The sequence below is a fragment of the Rhodococcus quanlei genome, from assembly GCF_055231015.1.
On the sequence record NZ_JBUYWD010000018.1, the window covers coordinates 79,206 to 97,038 of the forward strand.

Consider the following 17,833-nt stretch of genomic DNA (forward strand, 5'->3'; position numbering starts at 1 on the left):
GTTCGTGATGACGATGTCAGACGCTGGTCCGAGCTTGTCCTATTCCGACCGGACGGGCTGTCGGCGGCTGCTGGCGCTGTCTACCGAGAAGCCGCGGATCACCATCGGACGCTCGTCCCGAGCCGATCTCCCGCTGACAGACGACGACGAAGCTTCACGGGTGCATGCTGTCGTCGAGCGGATCGGCGTGCAGTGGACCATCGTCGACGACGGACTGTCGCGCAACGGCACCTTCGTCAACGGTGAACGGCTCGTGGGGAGACACCGACTGCGGCCCGGTGACAGTATTCGAATCGGATCAACGCAACTGAAGTACGTCGACTACGAGCGCGCGACGGGCGCGAAAACGTCTGTTTCCGGAAAGCTACCCACACGTGGTTGCATGACCGACGCGCAGTTGGCGGTGCTGGTCGCGCTGTGTCGCCCGTACGGGCATCACGCCACGTACGCCAGTCCCGCGTCGAACAAGCAGATCGCGGAGGAGCTCTTTCTCAGCGCGGAGACGGTGAAAACGCATCTGCGCGCACTGTTCGCCAAGTTCGGTGTCGAAGACCTTCCGCAGAATCAGAAGCGGGCCAGGCTCGTCGAGCGGGCGATGCACGGTGGGATCGTCACCGATCACGATCTTTGACTCTTGCCTTCCGGCGGTAGCGCCGTCGGCATCCGATTCGCCACGCGCCTACGGCACCGGCAGCGCCTGCCAAGACGCCGAGGATCACCGAGATCGCCAGGGCGGCGAAAGTCGGATCACGCCCGATGAGAATCCACGCCGCTCCCACCACACCGATGGCGAGTACCCCACCGAATGCCGGTACGCCGATTCCGGCGGACACTCGGCGGTGGCCGCGGCGCAGGGAACGGAGGAACGATTCCAGGTACGCGGCGGCGAACAATATCAGCGCGGCAACGCCGACCGCGGCAGCCGTGGTGATCGCGGGTTGGACCGTTTGCACCGGAAAGCTCGAGTTGGCTGGCGGCCCGCCCGGCCCGGTCAGCGACAGCTCGCCGGTGAGAGAGCCTGCGACCAGATAGCCGCCGCTCAACGCGGGTATCGTCGCAACATTTCGACCAGCGTCCGGGACCATTGGCGCGGACTCTTCGGCTACCGTCACGCCCAGCACCGACAGCGTCAGTTCTGCGGTGCCGGTGATCGGCTCGCCCGCGGTGCTCACGACCACAGGCTGCGTCAGATCGATACTGACCGGGGCATCCCCGGTGACGTCGACGCCATTCACCGTGACTGTGCCGGGCTGGATATCCCCTCCTGTGCTCGGTGACCCCAGCCCGAGGAAGGCGACTCCGACGGTGACGAGGGCGAGTAACGCGGCAATCAGAAACGGCGTCTTCGGCGACGGGACGGTGACGACTTCCTTGACGGGGACGAGCGCGGATTTACTGATATCGACCAGCCGTGTTCCCTGGGCGCGCTCGGCCTGCGCGGGGCGCACAGTTGGCGGTGCCGGTTGCTGCTGTGTCGGGGGAGTCGGTGCGACGACACCGTCGATGACGGTAGGAAGCGCGGGTGCAGAGGTTCGTCCCGCCGCCGCTGAGATCGTGTCTGCGCCGATCAACGGAATACCTTGTGTTGCAATCCAGCCCGGACCCCACGGTTCGGCGGACGCTTCGGCCAGGGCAATCCCGAAGGTCTCCGCCGTCGAGTACCGTTCGGCTGGGTTGCGGGCCAGACCGCCCATGACGACGGCCGCGAGGTGTTCGGGAAGGTCCGGCGCAACCTCGTGGAGTGGTGTCGGGTCGTCGAAGGCGTGCATGAACAGCGTCGCCATCGGGTCCTTGTCCGGCGGAAACGGGAGGGACCCGGAGAGTAGTTCGTACAGCATGGTTGCCAGCGCGTACACGTCTGTGGCCGGTGACAACTCACCACCGCGTGCTTGTTCGGGGGCTATGTAGGACGGCGTTCCGATCACTTCACCGGCATGGGTCATGAGCGTCTCGTCGCCGCCGACAACTTTCGCGATGCCGAAGTCGGCGACCTTCAAAGTGCCGGACGCCGCGAACAGCAGGTTCTCGGGTTTGACGTCGCGGTGCAGAATTCCGTGGTCGTGTGCAGCCTTGAGCCCGGCCGCACAGGACAGCGCAACGGCAACTGCCGACGGCGCGTCGAACCCGGCATCGGTGAAGCGGCTCCACACCGTTCCGCCGGGGAGCAATTCCATGACAAGAAGGCAGAGTCCGTCGCTTTCGACGTAGTCGTAGATCGGAACCACATGCGGATGGTCCAACGAGGCGAGCAACCGGGCCTCGGAGACGAAACGACGTTGTACCACCGGGTCGGATGCCAGGGCCGACGGCAACTGTTTGATCGCCACCGGACGTTCGAGCCTGCGGTGACGGCCCGCAAGCACCACCCCCCAGCCGCCCTGACCGAGCTGTCCAGTGATCTCGTATGCGGGTAGCGAATCGCTGACCAGCTCGAGATCGGTGGTCATCGGTCGAGACTTTCGATGTTCATCGGCTCGGTCTCCCGCATATCTTCCTCGTCGTATTCATCCTCCTCGTCCGAATCCGGTGTCGGGGAGAGGTATCCGAGGGCGAAGAATCCACCTCCGAAGGCGAGGATGACCAGCAACCACCGTTCGCCGGACGGCACCCAGACCCGGAATGCGGAGAGCGTGAATACGAGCACCAACCCGATGCCGATACCTGGCGCCAGCAGTCGCAGACCACGCTTCCAGCGGTTGTCGGATAGCCGTTGGCGGGCGATTCCAAACGCTGCGTCGACGATCGCGAGGACGGTGAGGATCAACAATGCGAGGCCGAACAGACCGTAGACCGAGCGCAACGAACCCTGCACATCGGTGATGGTGGAAACGGACGCAATTTTCTCGCCGGCCTCGTCGAATGCGGTCACCGTCCCCCGGATCAGCCCGGTTGCCTGCTCGGCGAGACCAGCAAGATCCACCGAATAGACCAGGGTCTCGGTCGTGTTCGGTTCTGCGGTGAGGCCCACCGACGTGCCGAATGCGAAGAAGCTCAGGCCGACGACCTGCCCGTCGAGGTCGATGCGACTGATAGTGACGGGGTCGGGACCCTCATTGGTCACCATTACCTCGATCGTTGCGGAGCCGTCCGGGTCCAGGATGATCGGGTCGGTCTCGGTGGCTGTCGTGACGTCCCTGCCGTTGACGCTCGCCGCAAGGCTGACGGTGCCGACCGCTGCTGTGGCCGGGATGGGGAGGAGGAACCCGACCACGGCAATCGCCGCGAGTATCCACACCAGTCTCATGTCCGCTCCACTTTTCGGGTCGGTGGGTTCAGCAGCCGACGCAGGTACACGAACACGCCGATCAGGAGGAAGAACACGATCACGGTGAGGGTCGACGTTGCGGCATTGATGTTGCTGACCAGCACCACGTCGAGAGGCGCGGCCAACAGTACCGGCCCGCAATCGGCTGTGACCTGGTAGCGGCCTTCGGTCAACGTTTGCATGTGGAAGGTGGATTCGAACGCGCCGTTGGAATCGGCGACAGTCTCCCCGGCAGGCGTTCCGCCGACCGCCAGGGCGACCGGCGAATCGGGCGGGCAGCCGTAGCCCTGACCGGAAACAGGTTCGCCAGGCACCACGGCCGGAGTGCTGAGTTGCAGGGCCGCCGATGCTGAGGGTGGCGCCGCGCCGGGTGGAGGAAGTTGCGACGGGGGCCCAGGGATGACTCGTTGAGTCGCGACAGGTGCGCGGGTGATATCAGCGGATGCAGGAAGCTTCGGTGCGTCGGGGTTGGGTGCGGAACCGGGTGTGCGCTCAGGTGGAGGGCTGTCGACTGTGTGGGTGTCGTCTTTGTGAACGGACCCATCCGGTGGGCCTTTGGGCGTGGGATCGTTCGCGGGGCCTTTGGGCGTGGGATCGTTCGCGGGGCCTTTGGGCGTGGGATCGTTCGCGGGGCCTTTGGGGGTGTCCTCGGGGATGACAACGTCCGGTATGTCCTCGGGGATGACGATCTCGGGTGTGTCGTCGTCGGGGATGACGATCTCGGGTGTGTCGTCGTCGGGGATGACGATCTCGGGTGTGTCGTCGTCAGGGATGACAACGCCGGGTGGGTCTGCGGGGATGACCTGTTGGAGGACGCCGCCGTCAGTTGAGTCGTCGGGTGGGTCTGTGGGGATGTTGGGCGCGGTGATGACTCCCTGGGGCATGTAGCCAGGGTCGGACCGGTCGTAAGGAATGATGCCTGGATCGCCGGGGATGACACCCGGGGAATTGCAGTAGTTGTTGGTCGGTTGCGGGTCGCACCAGGGAGGTGCTGCGGCGACAGGCTGCGGGATGACCACCGAAGAGAGGCACACCAGTGCGGCAGCGGTGGCCGGAAGGAGGCCGACGGTAACCCCTGCCCAGGCCGATCGGGCAGTGCGCCACATTAGCCTCACCCCCTTGGTGATGCTCGTGAGATCATTCTTCTCCGCTCTCGACAGCGTGACAACACCTGAGGCAATTCAGCCGCTGCCTCGGACGCTCTGGACCCACGGGGCTGATGATCCCGGCCCTGGTTGGATCGCTCGGGGATGATCCGTGGGGTGAGTGCTTTCCATCCTTATGGTGACGATTTAGCTCTGCAGCGTCCCTAGCCTTGAGGTATCACCACTTGGTTCTTTCGTAATGGAACTGATGTGGTCTCACCATCGAGAGGAAGCTACGCGCGATGTCCCCAGCACTTGGAATCAAGATCGGAAGCGTGGATTTCGCTACGACGGCGGACCCATCGGACGTGGCCCACGTGGATCCCGGCGCGAAGGTGATCGAGACCCGACACAGTTCGATCTTGTCGATGACGGGAGGAGGAGCATCGGCCCTCAAGAATGCAGGCAGCTTCTCTCGCGGGCAGGGATCAGACGCCGAAATCAGTGGATTCGTCGGTCGGGTCGGCGATCCGGTCGATCTTCTTGCCCCTGACGGGTCCGCACACAGGCCGGAAGCGCTTGTTGCGTCGGCTATCAGCTACCTGATCAAGTACACCGCCGGGGCGCTTCCCACTGCGCCGACCATCGCAGCCGGGCACCCCGCCCACTGGGACTCGGACGCGGTTGGCCTGGTTCGCGCCGCATTGGACGAAGCCGAGTTATCGCATGTCACGCTCGTATCCGAGAGCACGGCGATTCTGCATGCGCTGGAGACGACGAACGATATTCCTGAACAAGGTGTGGTCCTGGTCTACGACCTCGGCGGAAACTCGCTCGACGTCTCGGTGGTACGCAAAGGGGACCACGGCATCGACACCATCGGAACACCTCTGCACAGTACAGATTTCGGTGGTTCGCAGATCGACTTCCTCTCGCTGCGGCACGTCCTGGACGGTGTCGGGGACGAGATCGGGAAGATCGACGACACGGACCCCGCAGCCCGGGAGGCACTGACCGAATTGCGTGGCCGCTGCAGTGCTGCCAAAGAGGTATTGTCCGCAGAGACAGCCACCATCGTGGAAGTCGATCTTCCCGGCTTCCGCAGCGACGTTCGCTACACCCGTGCCGAGCTCGAAGAATTGATCCGAGAGCCCCTCATGCGCACCATCGAACTGACCCGGCAGTACCTGCACGCGAACGACCTCCGTATCGACGATGTCGACTGTGTGGTCCTTGCCGGAGGAACCTGCTCGATTCCCCTTGTCGCAGAGATGATCTCCTCCGATTTTCGGATTCCCGTGGTGAGCGTCGACAACCCGGCGGTGCTCTCGGCTCGCGGTGCCGCTCTGTTCGCACGGAGCGCAGCAACCCAAACGAATGGGCGTTCGGCCACCGTCACCGCATCGTCGGCCCGGACCCTCGAGCCGGCGGAGCGGCCAAGAGGATTGAAAGGTAGTTCAGTCCCACCGTTCTCCCAGAAGTCTCCGCGTCGAGTTCCGCCGGTGCCAGTGCTTTCCACCCCACTCGTCGATTCTGCTTTGGGCCGCCGCGTTGCGCATCTGTGGGGCCGTCGTGCGGCGCTGGCACTGGCTTCGACAGCAACGATAGTTGGTGCCGCTGCCACCGTCGGCGCTGTCGTCTTGGGAGGCGAAGCTCAGACCACTGAACCCGTGAACCCTGTGCCCGTCGTCATGCCCGAGACTCAGATCTCCCCGCCGCTCGAGGTAGCGCCTGCTCCAGGTCCCCGCTCCGCGCCCACTCCGGCCCGCCTCGAGCCGGCCCCGGTGCGGGCGTCCGAACCGCGACGCGCAAGGCCCGCCGCCCGACCTCCCGAGGCCGCGGCGCAGGAGGCCCGACCGCCACGCGACCACGGTGCGCAGTCCGGCAGTACCAACACTGATAACGCCCCTGCGCCGGCCGATGTGCCTGCCCCTGCTCCGGCCGGTGTGCCCGCGCAGCCCCCCGCTGCCGCGCCCGCGCTTCCGCCTGCCGACGGTCCTGCGGTACCGCAGCTCGAATCGCCTACGATCCCGTCGGACAGCACCCAGCCGGAGGTGGACTCCGGCACGTCGCCTGCCGGGGAGGACGCTGCCTCGCCGCCTGCCGAGGAGGAGGCTGCTGCTTCGCCGCCTGCCGAGGAGGAGGCTGCTGTCTCGCCTGGTGGTGAAGATGCCGGTGCCTCGCCTGCCGGTGAAGATGCCAATACGTCACCTGGCGGTGACGAATCTGCACCAGCTGCCGACACGAGCGGTGCCGGCGATGAGTAGATCAGGATTCGTGCAGCTCGCTCAGCACGCCCTCCGCGCTCCGGGCCGCAGCGAGGCATGCAGCGGCAGTGAACTGATCGGCGAGTGGATGCTCGGCACGTTCCCGCCACCGCTGTACCTGAGCCAACGCCACTTCACGGCCCACTCCGGCGACGGCGAACGGTTCGAGTCCGAGCCGTTCCGCGTGTCCCGTGCCGAATGCGCCCAGTACGCGTTGCAGATCGTCGAGTTCGTCCCTGGACAGTCGCGCCTTGACCGATCGGAGTTTTCCGAGCATCCGAAGCTCCTGGAAGCCATGAACGTTCTTCAACAGCCTGGTGACCTCGCGATTGGCTTCGTAGGCCCGTGGATTCGGGTGCTCGGCGTAGATTCGTCGTAGCATTTCCAGCGCGGTGTGGACTTTGAGGTCCTCGGACCGTTGCCCGAATTGGATGTCGATAACGCTCTCGAGTTCACTCAATCCGCTCCGGGCCAGGAGCCTGTCCGCGAGAGTGGGGGAGTCGGCGACGCCGAGCCGTAGTTGGGTCAATGCCATTCGGATTCCGAACAGTCCGAATCGACGAATCAGTTCCCCTCGCACCCCGGCGTCGACCGGCAACGGGCTTTCTTCGCGCTCGAATCGATCTGAGGACAGCAGCGCCAACTCCATGTCCTGCGGCGCTACCGTCGTCAGTTTCCGCAATGCCACGAAATCGCTCTGACGAAGTGTCCGCGCCGAGAGTGCCAAGAGGCCCGCTACGGGCACCGCGGTTTGGCACAGGCCAGTCAACTCGAGGTCCCGCGTTACTTCTTTCGCCACATCTCGTGCCGAGTGCATCGCGTCGAGCCTTCCTGATCCGAGCTCGTCCGCTCGGCCGATGACGCCGATAACCCCGAGTGGTCCGGCTTGCCCGCCGACGTGCCCAGCGATCTGCCGCAGGAATGCGACGTCCGTATCAGTCAACGTGCGAAACAGGTACACGACCGCGTCTGCTTCCGCAGCACCGGATTCCGGCGTGAGAAGCCGCAGGGTTCTTGCGGATACGTCGCGTGACAGCGAGGAAGTTCCAGGAGTGTCGATCAGGGTGGTACGAGAGAGCGTGCTCGCAGGCCAACCCACATCGATTCGGTCCACTGCCGCTGATGTCAGTGTTCCGAGATCGAAGGTGAGATGCCCGTCGACGCGACGTACCGGCACGTTCATCGACGCCCCGTCATGGCAACGTGCGGTAACCGATGGGGTCGAGCTGTGGCGAAACCACGTGACGATTCGAGTGCATTCGGTTGCGTCGGTTGGTGCAATACTTTGGCCGACAATCGCATTCAGTAGTGTCGACTTCCCTGCCTTGAGGGAACCGGCCAAGGCGATTCGAAGAGGTTGATCCAACCGTTCGGCCCCGACGGACAACTGGTCGAGCACTTGCCCGTTCCCGTCGTATAGTCGTCGTGTCGTAGCGATGAGATCGCGCGTGCGGTCGGTTGTCGAGGTGGCGGTCATCTTACGAGGCCCTCCGGCCTGATCTCCGCCACACGATGACGCAGGTCAGCGATCACCGCCAATTGCTTCTCAACCGACCGTGCCCGTTCCTCACGCTCCGTCACTTGAAGATTCGCGGATTCGTTGGCCGCCTTCATCGACTCCTTCAGTGATCGGATCGATTGCTCGGCAATACCCTTGAAATGGTCACGGAGCAATCTCTGCGTGAGTCGTAGCCGGTCTCGTGATTCCTTGTGCACATGGAAGGAAACGGTGTCGAGGTACTGCCGAACGGCGGACTTGGCTTCGCTTCGGCGCCGCGCGAGTCGTTGCGTACGGTCCTCTTTGTACGCCCGAGCCCCCAGTAAAACGCCTGCACCGAGGGTGATGGGATTCATCATCGCCAGGCCCAACATCGTGGCGCCCATCCCGAACATCATGGCACCGCCGAATCCGCCACGCATACCCACGAGCAGCTTCTCGGTGATCCCAGCCTTGTTGGCGCCTATGGTTCCGACCTCGAGTGAGGGATCGATGATGGCAGTGCCGCCGATACCGCTGATGCGGGGCAGTTCCACACCGTCGTCGTCCGCTGCGAAGCTCGCCGCGACATCACGCGCCAACGCCTCTGACGAGTCGTAGGCCCATGAGAAGTTGTCTCCGACGGCGGATGCCACCTGATCTTGCAGCCACTCGGTCAGTTCCGCCCAGATACGACCTGGGTCGTTTTCGTCGATCGTTGTCTCAGCTGCCTGCACTATCAGACGCATCCGGTTGCGGAGATCATGATCTATCTCGGCATTCAAGTCCGACACCCCGTCATTGAGGACTTGCTGCCACTGGGCAGCCATCTTGGCTCGCGACTCGGCCGCGGTCTTCTTCTCATGCAATTCCTCGATCAAGCGTTCACGCACGTCCGGATCTCGCAGCGCCGTAAGTTCGGACTCGAGTTCGATGGAAAGATGTTCGGTAATGGACTCGAGTTCGTCTGCGAAGTTCGTGCTCCGATGAATCGATGCCTCGCCCAACGCCCTGTTCCGCAGGAAGGTGACCAGTTCGGTGAAGCCCGATTCGGAATTGAGTTCGTGGTCTTTCAATCGCAGCGCATGGGCGCGCAGCACCGATGACACCGCGATCACTGGTACCGATAATCCTGCCGACATCAGGTGCTGTCGATCGGCGTCGAGGATCCGCCGCCAGTCCGGGAACATGTCCGTCTTCGTCAGTGCGATCACCGCCGCCGGGCACAGTCCGACGACCTGACGGATGAAGGCGATCTCGGGTTCGGTGAATTCTCGACTGGATTCCGATACGACTACCGCAGCATCGGATGCGGCGAGAATATCCAGAATTTGTGGAGTGTGGAGCTGCCCACTGCGCCCCATGCCGGGTGTGTCCGTTATCGTCATTCCCTCCGCGAGGAGGGTACTGCTGACGCCGATCTCTGCTCTGATCACCAGATTGCCCCGCGCGTGCGCGTTGGTCGACAGGTCTGAAACGATGTCTGTAAGGGGTATCGGAACCTCGAATGGTTGCGGCCGACTCCGGTCGGCAACCACCAGGATCGCCGAGGCCGTCTCGGCGTGCCGCACCGTTGTGGGGACTGTGGTGCCACCGTTCACCCTGCACGCAGGTAGATTGAGCAGCGAGTTGATCAGCTCGCTCTTCCCTTGTTGCACTCCGCCGACTACCGCCACCTGCACCGATGCATCTCTGAGTCGGTCGAAGGCTATTTGCAGGCGTCCCTCGAGGTCGCTGCGATCGGTTGTGTGCAGAATGGATCGGACATCGTCCAACAGTGCGGGGTCTATCGGCGGGCCGTGGAATGGCGCCGACGCTGTCTCATTGCTGTGCGGTATCGCGGCCGATTGACTCATCGCGTACTCGCCACTTCCCACAACGGAGACCTCTGTAGGCGGAAACTCTGTCAATGAGGCTACTCCCGTCATGAAGTCTGCGCAGGCAGCTGCCGACGACGCGCAACTTGGATATATAGGACTGGTCGCGCCAACGTTTCAGTTGGCGCGACCAGTTGTCGTGCTGGCGTCAGGCGAGCATCACCCAATGAGGCTGATCTCGGCGGACGTATCGATCTCATTGGTATCGTGCTCGGAGTTGTCGGTCGTCGATCGGTCGACCGATTCGACGTTGAATGAATCGTTGGTGGACTCGTCGTCGAACGAATCGTTGATCGAGTTGTCTTCCATGTAGTCGACGTTGCCGGTTGACGACGCGGTGTCTCCGAAGTCGACGTTGATGTCTTCGACCTCCGAGTCTCCTGCGACACTGGTGGATTCGGTGTCCCCGCCGCCGTTGGTGTCGCCGCCGAAGACCCCGCCACCACCGAGGAGACCGCCGCCCGTGTCACCGCCGCCGGTGGTGTCACCGTTGGTGCTGCCGGCCGCGGAGTCGATGTTCACCTCCTGGTTCCGGCTATCGGTGACATTGGAGGTGTTACCGACACTGTTTCCGTTGCCGTCGACCGTGCTGGAGTTGTCGGTGTTGCCACTGCGATCGCCGGTCACGTTGCCCTCGCCCTCAGCGTTGCCGTCACCGACCTGGTTGTCATCGCCTTCGACGTTGTCGTCGCCGACTTGGTTGTCATCGCCCGTCACGACTGGGCCTCGGTTGTCACCGCCGACTGCAACGCCGTTTTCACCGGTATTGACTCCAGTGGCATCGTCGGTGGTCGCAACCGCACCGTCGCCGTTGGCATTCGCGGCCTTCTGGTTGAACTCCTGCGTGAGGTCGCCGCCGTCGGTGTCGATGTCCTGATGCACACTCTGGTCGGTGTACGAGTAATGGTTGTTGACGATCTGCTGAAGTGCCTGGGCCGGCGCCGCTGCCGGCAGAATCTGAACAGCTGACCCTGCACCTGACAGGACAGAGGGGCTGCCCGAGAGCCCCGATCCCGAAAAGTTGGACCCGTGGGGGGAGAAGCCGGATCCGTTGCCCGAGAAGCTGGATCCCGAGAAGTTCGATACGCCGCCGGAGAATCCCGAGCCGACGCCCGACCCCGAGGATCCGGACCCGCCGCCCACGAAACTCGATCCGCCGCCGGGAACGGAGTCGGCCAGTGTGGGCAGGACTTCATTGATCTCGGCGACGTTGATGTCAGCGAGCCCGGCATCCGCCAAGCTTCCTGTTGGATCGGCATTGAACTCCTCGGCTGCTTCGCGATCGAAGAGCAGGTCCAGGATGAAGTCGAAAATTGCGGTGTCAGACATTGGATTCTCCATTGATTGGGTCGTCGATCGCTCGGTCTGGCGATCGAATGACAAGCCCTGAATTTCAGCGATCACACCGATTGCGGAGATCCCACGTCGTCGGGCTCTGAGAACGATTCTGTCCGCTGCCGGTCGGCAAAATCGTCCTCAAATGGGTGGAGAATCCTCACCCGGTGGCGCCCGTGTTGCCCGGCACTCGGTCGGCGACGTGGAAGGCCGGTACGGTCTCCGGGCAGTGAGCGCCCATCAACCTTGTGCATTCCGAATGCTGTGGCGTTTACTTATATCCACAGGGTGACACCGTTCACTCGATCTCAGCACGTTGTTCGAATGCTGCCATCCCCTGAATGCGGACAACCGATGCCCGTCGTCACCCGACGACTTACGATCGGGGATGCCTGATGCCAGCGCGTTCGATCCCGCTACGGGGGTCCGCCCTACTGGCCCTCGTTGCAGCTGCCGCAATCACCGTCCCGGCGCCTACATTTGGCGCCGCACCGTTGGGTATCGGCGAGGTCGTGGAACTTCTGGAAGCACAAGAGAGTCCTCAGGCCGACCAGGCGCTGGAAGTGCTGCGCCACATCACCTCTCACCGGGACATATCGGATGGGCTCATATCCACCGCAGACGCACAGAAACCATATCCAGGGTTTGTGATGGTCCACCCTCCACCGCCGGTGGGGTGCGAACGACCCGTATCCAGGTTCACCATATATACCAATTCTGGGGCGCAGGATTGGGTGAACATGATGTACCGGACTCCTCGCGGCGCCGAGCTGATACCACTCGAAACCGGAGTGCAGTTCTTCTGGATCAATCTCGAGACGCTCCGCGCTGGGTCTGCTCCCTGGATTCACACCAATTATGGGTTGCCTCCAGAGGATCCGGGGACGTGGCAACAGTCACGGGTGTCCGGAGGATTCGAGTTCTTTGCCGGGCGAAACTTGGTGATTATCTACGGCGTCGATACACCCTATGGCGGTCCGACGTGCTTTTACCTGACTTTCCTCATCGTGAACGACGAGGGAGTGCAGGTACCGGAACTGATCCTTCCGGTTTTTCCACCCACACACGGAACGCCCTGATTCGAAACGAGAGTTGATATGGCGCGAGACGTACGCATCTCCGCGGTGGGGACGTTCGCTGAAGCATGCTGCGAGAGCTGGTGGGCACGGTTGCGGCACCGGGTCCAGCCGTCCGGACATTGTCGAGGCACGACCCCCTTCCAGCTGCCATGCCGCCGACGTACTTGTTCGGGTCGTAGCGCCGCAGGCTCGATCTGGGGAACCGGGGTGTCTTCGCTCGTGTAGTCGAGAATCACGGAGCCCGACCACGGACGCACGTAGATCGTTTCGGTTGCGCTTACGCAGGTCTGTCGCCGGTTTATGGGAGGACTACGAAAAATGCCAAACAACGACTCCCAGGGCATGTTCGGGGCGTAGCGCGGGTCTATCGAGGAATCCGATGTCTGAATCCGCACAGATCGAGATCAGGGAGCAGGGCCGGAAGGTCCGCTGTGTGGACGTCGACCGTGCCCTCGTGATCGGCCGGGACTGCGCCGGCGAGACTGTGGCGGACGAAGGTGTATCGAGACGACATCTCAAGCTCTTGCCCAGTCCGCTCGGCTTGTCGGTTGTCGACCTCGACAGCCGGAACGGGACCTACATCAACGGCGTTTTGGCCGACGGCCGTGCAGAGCTCCGGTCCGGCGATGTCCTGCGGGTGGGGAGCACGGACATCGTCGTCAGGGCTATGCCCGTTCGCCAGGTGCCGGAAAGCCGGGCGACGGTCCGTACCGGCTTTGCCATACCTCGCCCTCCACCCGCGTCACTGCCATCACCGGTGCGCGTGACGCCACGGTGGGGTGTGCGGAAAGCGTGGCGTCTCATCTTCGTCGGAGGTGGACCGGATTCGAATCATCCGGCAGTGCGGAACTATCTGGAGTTGCCCACACGCGTCCCGCGGCCGGTGTGGCACATCGCTCAGGTGATCGCCGTCGTCGCGTACCTTGCGCTGTGTGTGGCGATGTTCGTCCGCCCTGCCGGCGCGATGTTCACCTTCTTCGGTGTCATCGTGCCATTGCTGCCCATCGTGTTCTTCGTTGCGCCCGGACTGTGGCGCAACATATGCCCGCTGGCGGCGTCGAACCAGGCCCCACGCCTGTTCGGTTTCACCCGGGCGGCGACGGTACCCGAATGGTTGCGTCGGCGCGTGTACGTGATTGCGGCGGCGCTGTTCGTCGGGATCGTTTCTGCTCGGCTGGCGCTGTTCGACCACAGTGCCGGGGCGACCGGGGTGTTGCTGTCGGTGGTGATCGCCTCGGCCTTCGTGGGCGGCATCGTGTTCAAGGGAAAGAGCGGTTGGTGTAGCAGTATCTGTCCGCTGCTGCCTTTGCAGCGCGTTTATGGGCAGACGCCGTTTGTGACCGTGCCGAACAGTCATTGCCGGCCGTGCGTGTCCTGCACGAAGAATTGCTACGACTTCAAGCCACACACGGCATATCAGGCGGATCTGGTGGATGCCGATACAGCGTGGAGTGCGCCGCGGAAGCTGTTCGTCGCTGCGCTGCCGGGGCTCGTCCTTGGGTACTTCACGCTCGCGGGCCAGATCGGGGCGTCCGATTGGGCGCTCTATCAACGTCTGGTGCTGTATCTCCTGGTGAGCGTCGGGTCGTTCTTCGTTCTCGACGCGCTGTCGAACGCCGCGACGGTGCTGGTTGCCGCGTGCTACGCGGCGGCCGCTATCAATGTCTTCTACTGGTATTGCAGCGTCGTCCTGGTCAATTCGTTCGCCGTGATCACCGGCGTGGACATTCCCTGGGTGCGGTGGCCGATCCGGATCGTTGTTGCACTCTTGACCGTGGTGTGGATATCTCGCACCTACTGGAACACGCGCGCAGTGCCCGCAGGTGACGATGCGCCCGCGCCGCAGAAGGAGGACCGCGCTTCCGATTCGGCCCTGCGGGCGGAGACCCCTACCGAAAAGGCGGAGGTCCGGTTCCTCCCAGACGGTCCTGTGGTGTCGGCAGAGGCCGGCATCAGCTTGCTGGAGGCTGCGGAGCTTCATAGGATTCCGGTCGAGGCGGGGTGCCGAATGGGGGTGTGCGGTGCCGATCCGTTTGCCGTCCTCGAAGGGGAAGAGTGCCTGTCGTCGCCGGACGAGGAGGAGCTCGACACACTCCGACGATTGGGCCTGGCGGAGAACACTCGAATGGCGTGTTGCGCCCGGCTGAGGGAGGGCACCGTCACGGTCTCCACCAGTCCAGGCTCCGGCAGCCCGACTCGCGGTAGTAGGCCAGGCAATTTCGATCGATCGATTCTGAGCGTGGTCGTGCTGGGTAACGGGATCGCGGGGGTCACTGCGGCCGATTTCGTCCGGCGCGGTCACCCGGACTGTGAAATTCATGTGGTTGGGCGGGAACCACTTCCGCTGTACAACCGGATGGGCATCTCACGTCTTGTGTATGGGCGCTCCGCCATGGAAGGTCTGCATTTGCTCACCGATCAGTGGTACGCGGACCACGATGTCACCGCATGGCTGAACACGATCGCGGTACGGATCGACCCGGACGGACGGCGGGTGACGCTGGGGACGGGAGACACCTTGTGCTTCGACCGGTTGATCCTTGCGATGGGAGCTCGCAGTGCTGTACCCGCGATCGACGGATTCGGCATACCGGGTAGTTTCGTGCTTCGAGAAGCAGGTGATGCCATGCAGATTCGAGCGTATGCGCAAGAACACCGTTGCCGCACGGCTGTTGTGGCAGGTGGTGGCCTGCTGGGGTTGGAGGCGGCCTACGCGTTGAACGAGCTCCGCATGAAGGTGACTGTTCTCGATCGCGGGAATCGGCTGATGGACAAACAGGTGGACGGCCGGTGCAGCCAGCTCGTGGAACACCATTTCGCGCGAGCAGGAATCCGTGTGATTCATCGTGCAGAGGCGGCGGTGGCGACCGGAAAGCATTGTGTCCACGAGGTGACGCTGGTCGACGGAAGGGCGTTGCAGTGTGACGTCTTGTTGGCTTGTGTAGGGATCGAACCGGAGGTGGATCTGGCGAGAGAAGCGGGTATCGCTGTGAATCGTGGCGTCCTGGTCGACGACCGAATGCAGTCCAGTGTCGCGGACATTTTCGCGGCCGGCGATGTTGCCGAGCACGATGGACGCGTACTGGGATTGTGGCCGATAGCCGCCAAGCAAGGGGAGATCGCTGCGGTCAACGCGTTGGGAGGTGATGTACGGCTGTGTTCGGAGATCCCGGCCACCATTCTGAAAGGAGTGGGGCTGGAGTTGTTTTCGATCGGCCGCGTTCACCGTATGCGCGGCGATGAGGTGATCACCATCGATGATCCGTTCGTGCCGTCGTACCGCCGCCTGGTGATCGCCGACGGAATCATCGTCGGTGCCCTGATGCTCGGTCACCACCCCGAGGAACTCGCGACAGTGACCGCGGCGGTCAAGAGTCACAGCCCGATCGACGAAGCGTCGATGCCGGCACTGCGTGCAGGAGAATGGGGGTTTTTCGCGCTAAAGGCGTTTCGTTCGTGACTGGGACGTGCCAAGCCGGAAGGTGGTCCGCGTGTCGTGAGCCGTAACGTCCCTTGCCTCCTGAAGTCGCGATGTAGCGAACGACGTCGGCGCGCAGCCCACCTCCCGGCAGTGGGGGCACCAACTCCTCGGAAGTCCGCGCGTGCGTCCCTAGGTGAGGGAGTGGTGCGCATCGGGTGGGGCAGAATCCGGCGGTGCGCTACGCAGTTCTTGCTACCCGCCTGGCACTGTGTGTGGTGACGGGTCTAGAGGAATGGGAACACGTCGCAGACTGAGCCGAACGGACTCGTGCAAAGCGGGTTTGCTGGCAGCGTCACGGTCTCGGTTGCAATGACCCCATTCGTAAGATCGTCGAAGCAATGCACCTCAACGGTGTAGGTGCCGTCCGGCAGGGCGGGCGTTGTGAAGGTGGCTTCGATCCTGGACACCGTCGGATCCTCATCTTCACGTATTTGTTGATCCTCGACACTGTCCACGAAGACAGGCCCGAAACCGCTGGGGGAAACGTACACGCCACATGCGAACGGACGGACGTCCAAGTCAGTGATGGCGCCGATTTGGACGGTAATGGTGTTTCCGCTGGCGGTGATGTTGGTCCCGTCGTCGGTGACGACGGCGGCGCCGATGCCAGTGCCAGCGGTCAGGGTGAGGGCGCTGGCTGTGGTGAGGATGCCGACCCGGGCGAAGGCGCGCGTGGGTGTGTGTTTCATGGGCTTCTCCCTCAAAAGCGGTGGTGGACGCTGTTCCTGGGTGCCGTACCGTGAGACAGGTCGAAACCATGAGAATGTGATAATTATCACACATGCTGAGTTGTGGGGCGAGCGTCCGTGTTGACTCCTGAATTGGCTGCTGAGCGTGCCTCGGCACGATCCACGAACGGCTGTTACTCGGTTTCCGCGCTCGTCCGGTAGGTGTACACGCGCTTGCCCACACGAATGCTCCAGTCAGGCCGTAGTGGCGTCGGTTCGGACCCGACTCGTGTCCAGTCTGTGTTTCCTGGTGCGGCGGCGAAGGTGCCGTTCGCCGAAGGCCCGTCCTGGATGGTCACCCGTCCGTCGGATACCGCAATGTGCGCCTGCACCCGCGAGACGAGGCCCTCTTCGTCGTCGACGACGAGAGGTACAGCCCTACCCTGTCGGACGGATTCGTGGTGCCAGGGTTCGCGGCCCATGACGTAGTTGCGGTCCAAGGGGACGCTTTTGCCGTCGTCCGCGACGAGTGTCGCGACAACTGCTTGCACTGCCATTGTCTCGGCCGGGGGAGGTGACGGACGAGGTGACGGTGCCGTCCGTTCGGCGGTGGAGTGATGGGGGACCGGGGCGGTGTGCATCGCGGGTGGTGGGGTCGCGTACTGGGTCGGTTCGGGTTCCTCAGGAGTCGGCGGGCTTCGACCGGGTTCCCGCGCGGCGGTCGGCGAGTGCACGATGAAGCCTGCGCCTGGAACCACGCCTGTACGCAGATCCGAGTGTGGATCGACCTCCGTCGCAGTCTCGGTCAGATACATCGAGACCGTGGTGGCGGACTCGGGCACCAACCTGTCCACCCAGGTGTAGGCATCGGTACCGGCAGCGCTGTGTGAACCATGGGGGTCGGTGATCTCGGCCCGCGTATTTGCGTGCAGCAGCACCACGCCGCCGCGGGACAGTGGCGCGTAGAGGCCGAACGCCCCGATCGGTCCGTCACTGTGTTCGGCCAGCAGGCCTGCGATCCGCCAGGGAAGGGTGTTGCTCGCACGCGTGGCACTCAGCAGCGATAACAATTCGCCGGTGAACGGCTCGAGGAGTGCGGTCACGACAACTGCATCCGCGCACCTGGCGACCACGCCTTCGCTGCCCGGCATCACGGACACCTTCGGTTTCGGACGCTCCATGACGAGCCCCTTCCCAGCGGCTGTTCTCAGGATCGCAGAATTGCGTACCAGGAGCTAGGCGGGAGCGGGTCTTTGTGCGCACCCAACCAACGGGAGGCCGGTGTACGTGTCAGATAGC

General features: G+C 63.3%; 12 protein-coding genes. 4 read left to right on the forward strand and 8 right to left on the reverse strand.

All coding sequences use genetic code 11. The features are described 5' to 3' along the window. Nucleotides 1-7 precede the first annotated feature (7 nt). Nucleotides 8-631 carry an FHA domain-containing protein gene (locus ACZI8Q_RS14105; protein WP_463374167.1) on the forward strand — a complete coding sequence of 208 codons (624 nt, stop codon included), beginning with the start codon at nt 8-10 and terminating at the stop codon, nt 629-631. Here the strand turns inward: ACZI8Q_RS14105 and ACZI8Q_RS14110 are convergent. Genes ACZI8Q_RS14110 through ACZI8Q_RS14120 form a run of 3 tightly spaced genes read right to left on the reverse strand, consistent with a single transcriptional unit; the run spans nt 612 to nt 4,371 of the window. Then, nucleotides 612-2,447 (reverse strand): serine/threonine-protein kinase, encoded by a 1,836-nt coding sequence (locus ACZI8Q_RS14110; protein ID WP_463374168.1) that lies wholly within the window; start codon nt 2,445-2,447, stop codon nt 612-614. The two genes, ACZI8Q_RS14105 and ACZI8Q_RS14110, sit on opposite strands and share 20 nt — an antisense overlap. Beyond that, the gene (locus ACZI8Q_RS14115) at nt 2,444-3,244 is read right to left on the reverse strand and encodes a COG1361 family protein (protein WP_463374169.1); all 801 of its coding nucleotides are present in this window, start codon (nt 3,242-3,244) and stop codon (nt 2,444-2,446) included. The genes ACZI8Q_RS14110 and ACZI8Q_RS14115 overlap by 4 nt, the downstream gene beginning before the upstream one ends. Beyond that, the gene (locus tag ACZI8Q_RS14120; RefSeq protein ID WP_463374170.1) at nt 3,241-4,371 is read right to left on the reverse strand and encodes a hypothetical protein; all 1,131 of its coding nucleotides are present in this window, start codon (nt 4,369-4,371) and stop codon (nt 3,241-3,243) included. The genes ACZI8Q_RS14115 and ACZI8Q_RS14120 overlap by 4 nt, the downstream gene beginning before the upstream one ends. A gap of 281 nt (nt 4,372-4,652) precedes the next feature. Between ACZI8Q_RS14120 and ACZI8Q_RS14125 the strand changes: the two genes are divergently transcribed. Beyond that, nucleotides 4,653-6,617: an Hsp70 family protein gene (locus ACZI8Q_RS14125; protein ID WP_463374171.1), complete on the forward strand. Its 1,965-nt coding sequence runs from the start codon at nt 4,653-4,655 to the stop codon at nt 6,615-6,617. Between the two features lies 1 nt (nt 6,618). Here ACZI8Q_RS14125 and ACZI8Q_RS14130 read toward each other — a convergent pair whose 3' ends face one another. The 3 genes from ACZI8Q_RS14130 to ACZI8Q_RS14140 form a co-directional block, all read right to left on the reverse strand. Then, entirely contained in the window at nt 6,619-8,094 is a 1,476-nt protein-coding gene (locus ACZI8Q_RS14130) for a dynamin family protein (RefSeq protein ID WP_463374172.1), read from the reverse strand. After that, complete coding sequence (locus tag ACZI8Q_RS14135; protein WP_463374173.1) at nt 8,091-9,950, reverse strand: dynamin family protein; 1,860 nt, start codon at nt 9,948-9,950, stop codon at nt 8,091-8,093. The genes ACZI8Q_RS14130 and ACZI8Q_RS14135 overlap by 4 nt, the downstream gene beginning before the upstream one ends. 180 nt (nt 9,951-10,130) lie before the next feature. Next, entirely contained in the window at nt 10,131-11,300 is a 1,170-nt protein-coding gene (locus ACZI8Q_RS14140; RefSeq protein ID WP_463374174.1) for an IniB N-terminal domain-containing protein, read from the reverse strand. Between the two features lie 518 nt (nt 11,301-11,818). On the opposite strand from ACZI8Q_RS14140, the gene ACZI8Q_RS14145 reads away from it, so the two are divergent. After that, nucleotides 11,819-12,385 carry a hypothetical protein gene (locus ACZI8Q_RS14145; RefSeq protein ID WP_463374175.1) on the forward strand — a complete coding sequence of 189 codons (567 nt, stop codon included), beginning with the start codon at nt 11,819-11,821 and terminating at the stop codon, nt 12,383-12,385. A gap of 379 nt (nt 12,386-12,764) precedes the next feature. Then, on the forward strand, nt 12,765-15,845 hold the full coding sequence (locus tag ACZI8Q_RS14150; protein ID WP_463374176.1) for an FAD-dependent oxidoreductase: 3,081 nt from the start codon (nt 12,765-12,767) through the stop codon (nt 15,843-15,845). A 245-nt stretch (nt 15,846-16,090) separates the two neighbouring features. Here the strand turns inward: ACZI8Q_RS14150 and ACZI8Q_RS14155 are convergent, their stop codons facing one another. Beyond that, nucleotides 16,091-16,555: a hypothetical protein gene (locus ACZI8Q_RS14155; RefSeq protein WP_463374177.1), complete on the reverse strand. Its 465-nt coding sequence runs from the start codon at nt 16,553-16,555 to the stop codon at nt 16,091-16,093. Between the two features lie 173 nt (nt 16,556-16,728). Continuing rightward, the gene (locus tag ACZI8Q_RS14160; RefSeq protein WP_463374178.1) at nt 16,729-17,715 is read right to left on the reverse strand and encodes an FHA domain-containing protein; all 987 of its coding nucleotides are present in this window, start codon (nt 17,713-17,715) and stop codon (nt 16,729-16,731) included. Nucleotides 17,716-17,833: the final 118 nt, after the last annotated feature.

Bases quoted from the DNA above. Each gene is read 5' to 3' on its own strand.
- ACZI8Q_RS14105 (WP_463374167.1), top strand. From the start codon at position 8: ATGACGATGTCAGACGCTGGTCCGAGCTTGTCCTATTCCGACCGGACG.
- ACZI8Q_RS14160 (WP_463374178.1), bottom strand. From the start codon at position 17,715: ATGGAGCGTCCGAAACCGAAGGTGTCCGTGATGCCGGGCAGCGAAGGC.
- ACZI8Q_RS14115 (WP_463374169.1), bottom strand. From the start codon at position 3,244: ATGAGACTGGTGTGGATACTCGCGGCGATTGCCGTGGTCGGGTTCCTC.
- ACZI8Q_RS14125 (WP_463374171.1), top strand. From the start codon at position 4,653: ATGTCCCCAGCACTTGGAATCAAGATCGGAAGCGTGGATTTCGCTACG.
- ACZI8Q_RS14110 (WP_463374168.1), bottom strand. From the start codon at position 2,447: ATGACCACCGATCTCGAGCTGGTCAGCGATTCGCTACCCGCATACGAG.
- ACZI8Q_RS14140 (WP_463374174.1), bottom strand. From the start codon at position 11,300: ATGTCTGACACCGCAATTTTCGACTTCATCCTGGACCTGCTCTTCGAT.
- ACZI8Q_RS14120 (WP_463374170.1), bottom strand. From the start codon at position 4,371: ATGTGGCGCACTGCCCGATCGGCCTGGGCAGGGGTTACCGTCGGCCTC.
- ACZI8Q_RS14155 (WP_463374177.1), bottom strand. From the start codon at position 16,555: ATGAAACACACACCCACGCGCGCCTTCGCCCGGGTCGGCATCCTCACC.
- ACZI8Q_RS14130 (WP_463374172.1), bottom strand. From the start codon at position 8,094: ATGACCGCCACCTCGACAACCGACCGCACGCGCGATCTCATCGCTACG.
- ACZI8Q_RS14135 (WP_463374173.1), bottom strand. From the start codon at position 9,950: ATGAGTCAATCGGCCGCGATACCGCACAGCAATGAGACAGCGTCGGCG.
- ACZI8Q_RS14150 (WP_463374176.1), top strand. From the start codon at position 12,765: ATGTCTGAATCCGCACAGATCGAGATCAGGGAGCAGGGCCGGAAGGTC.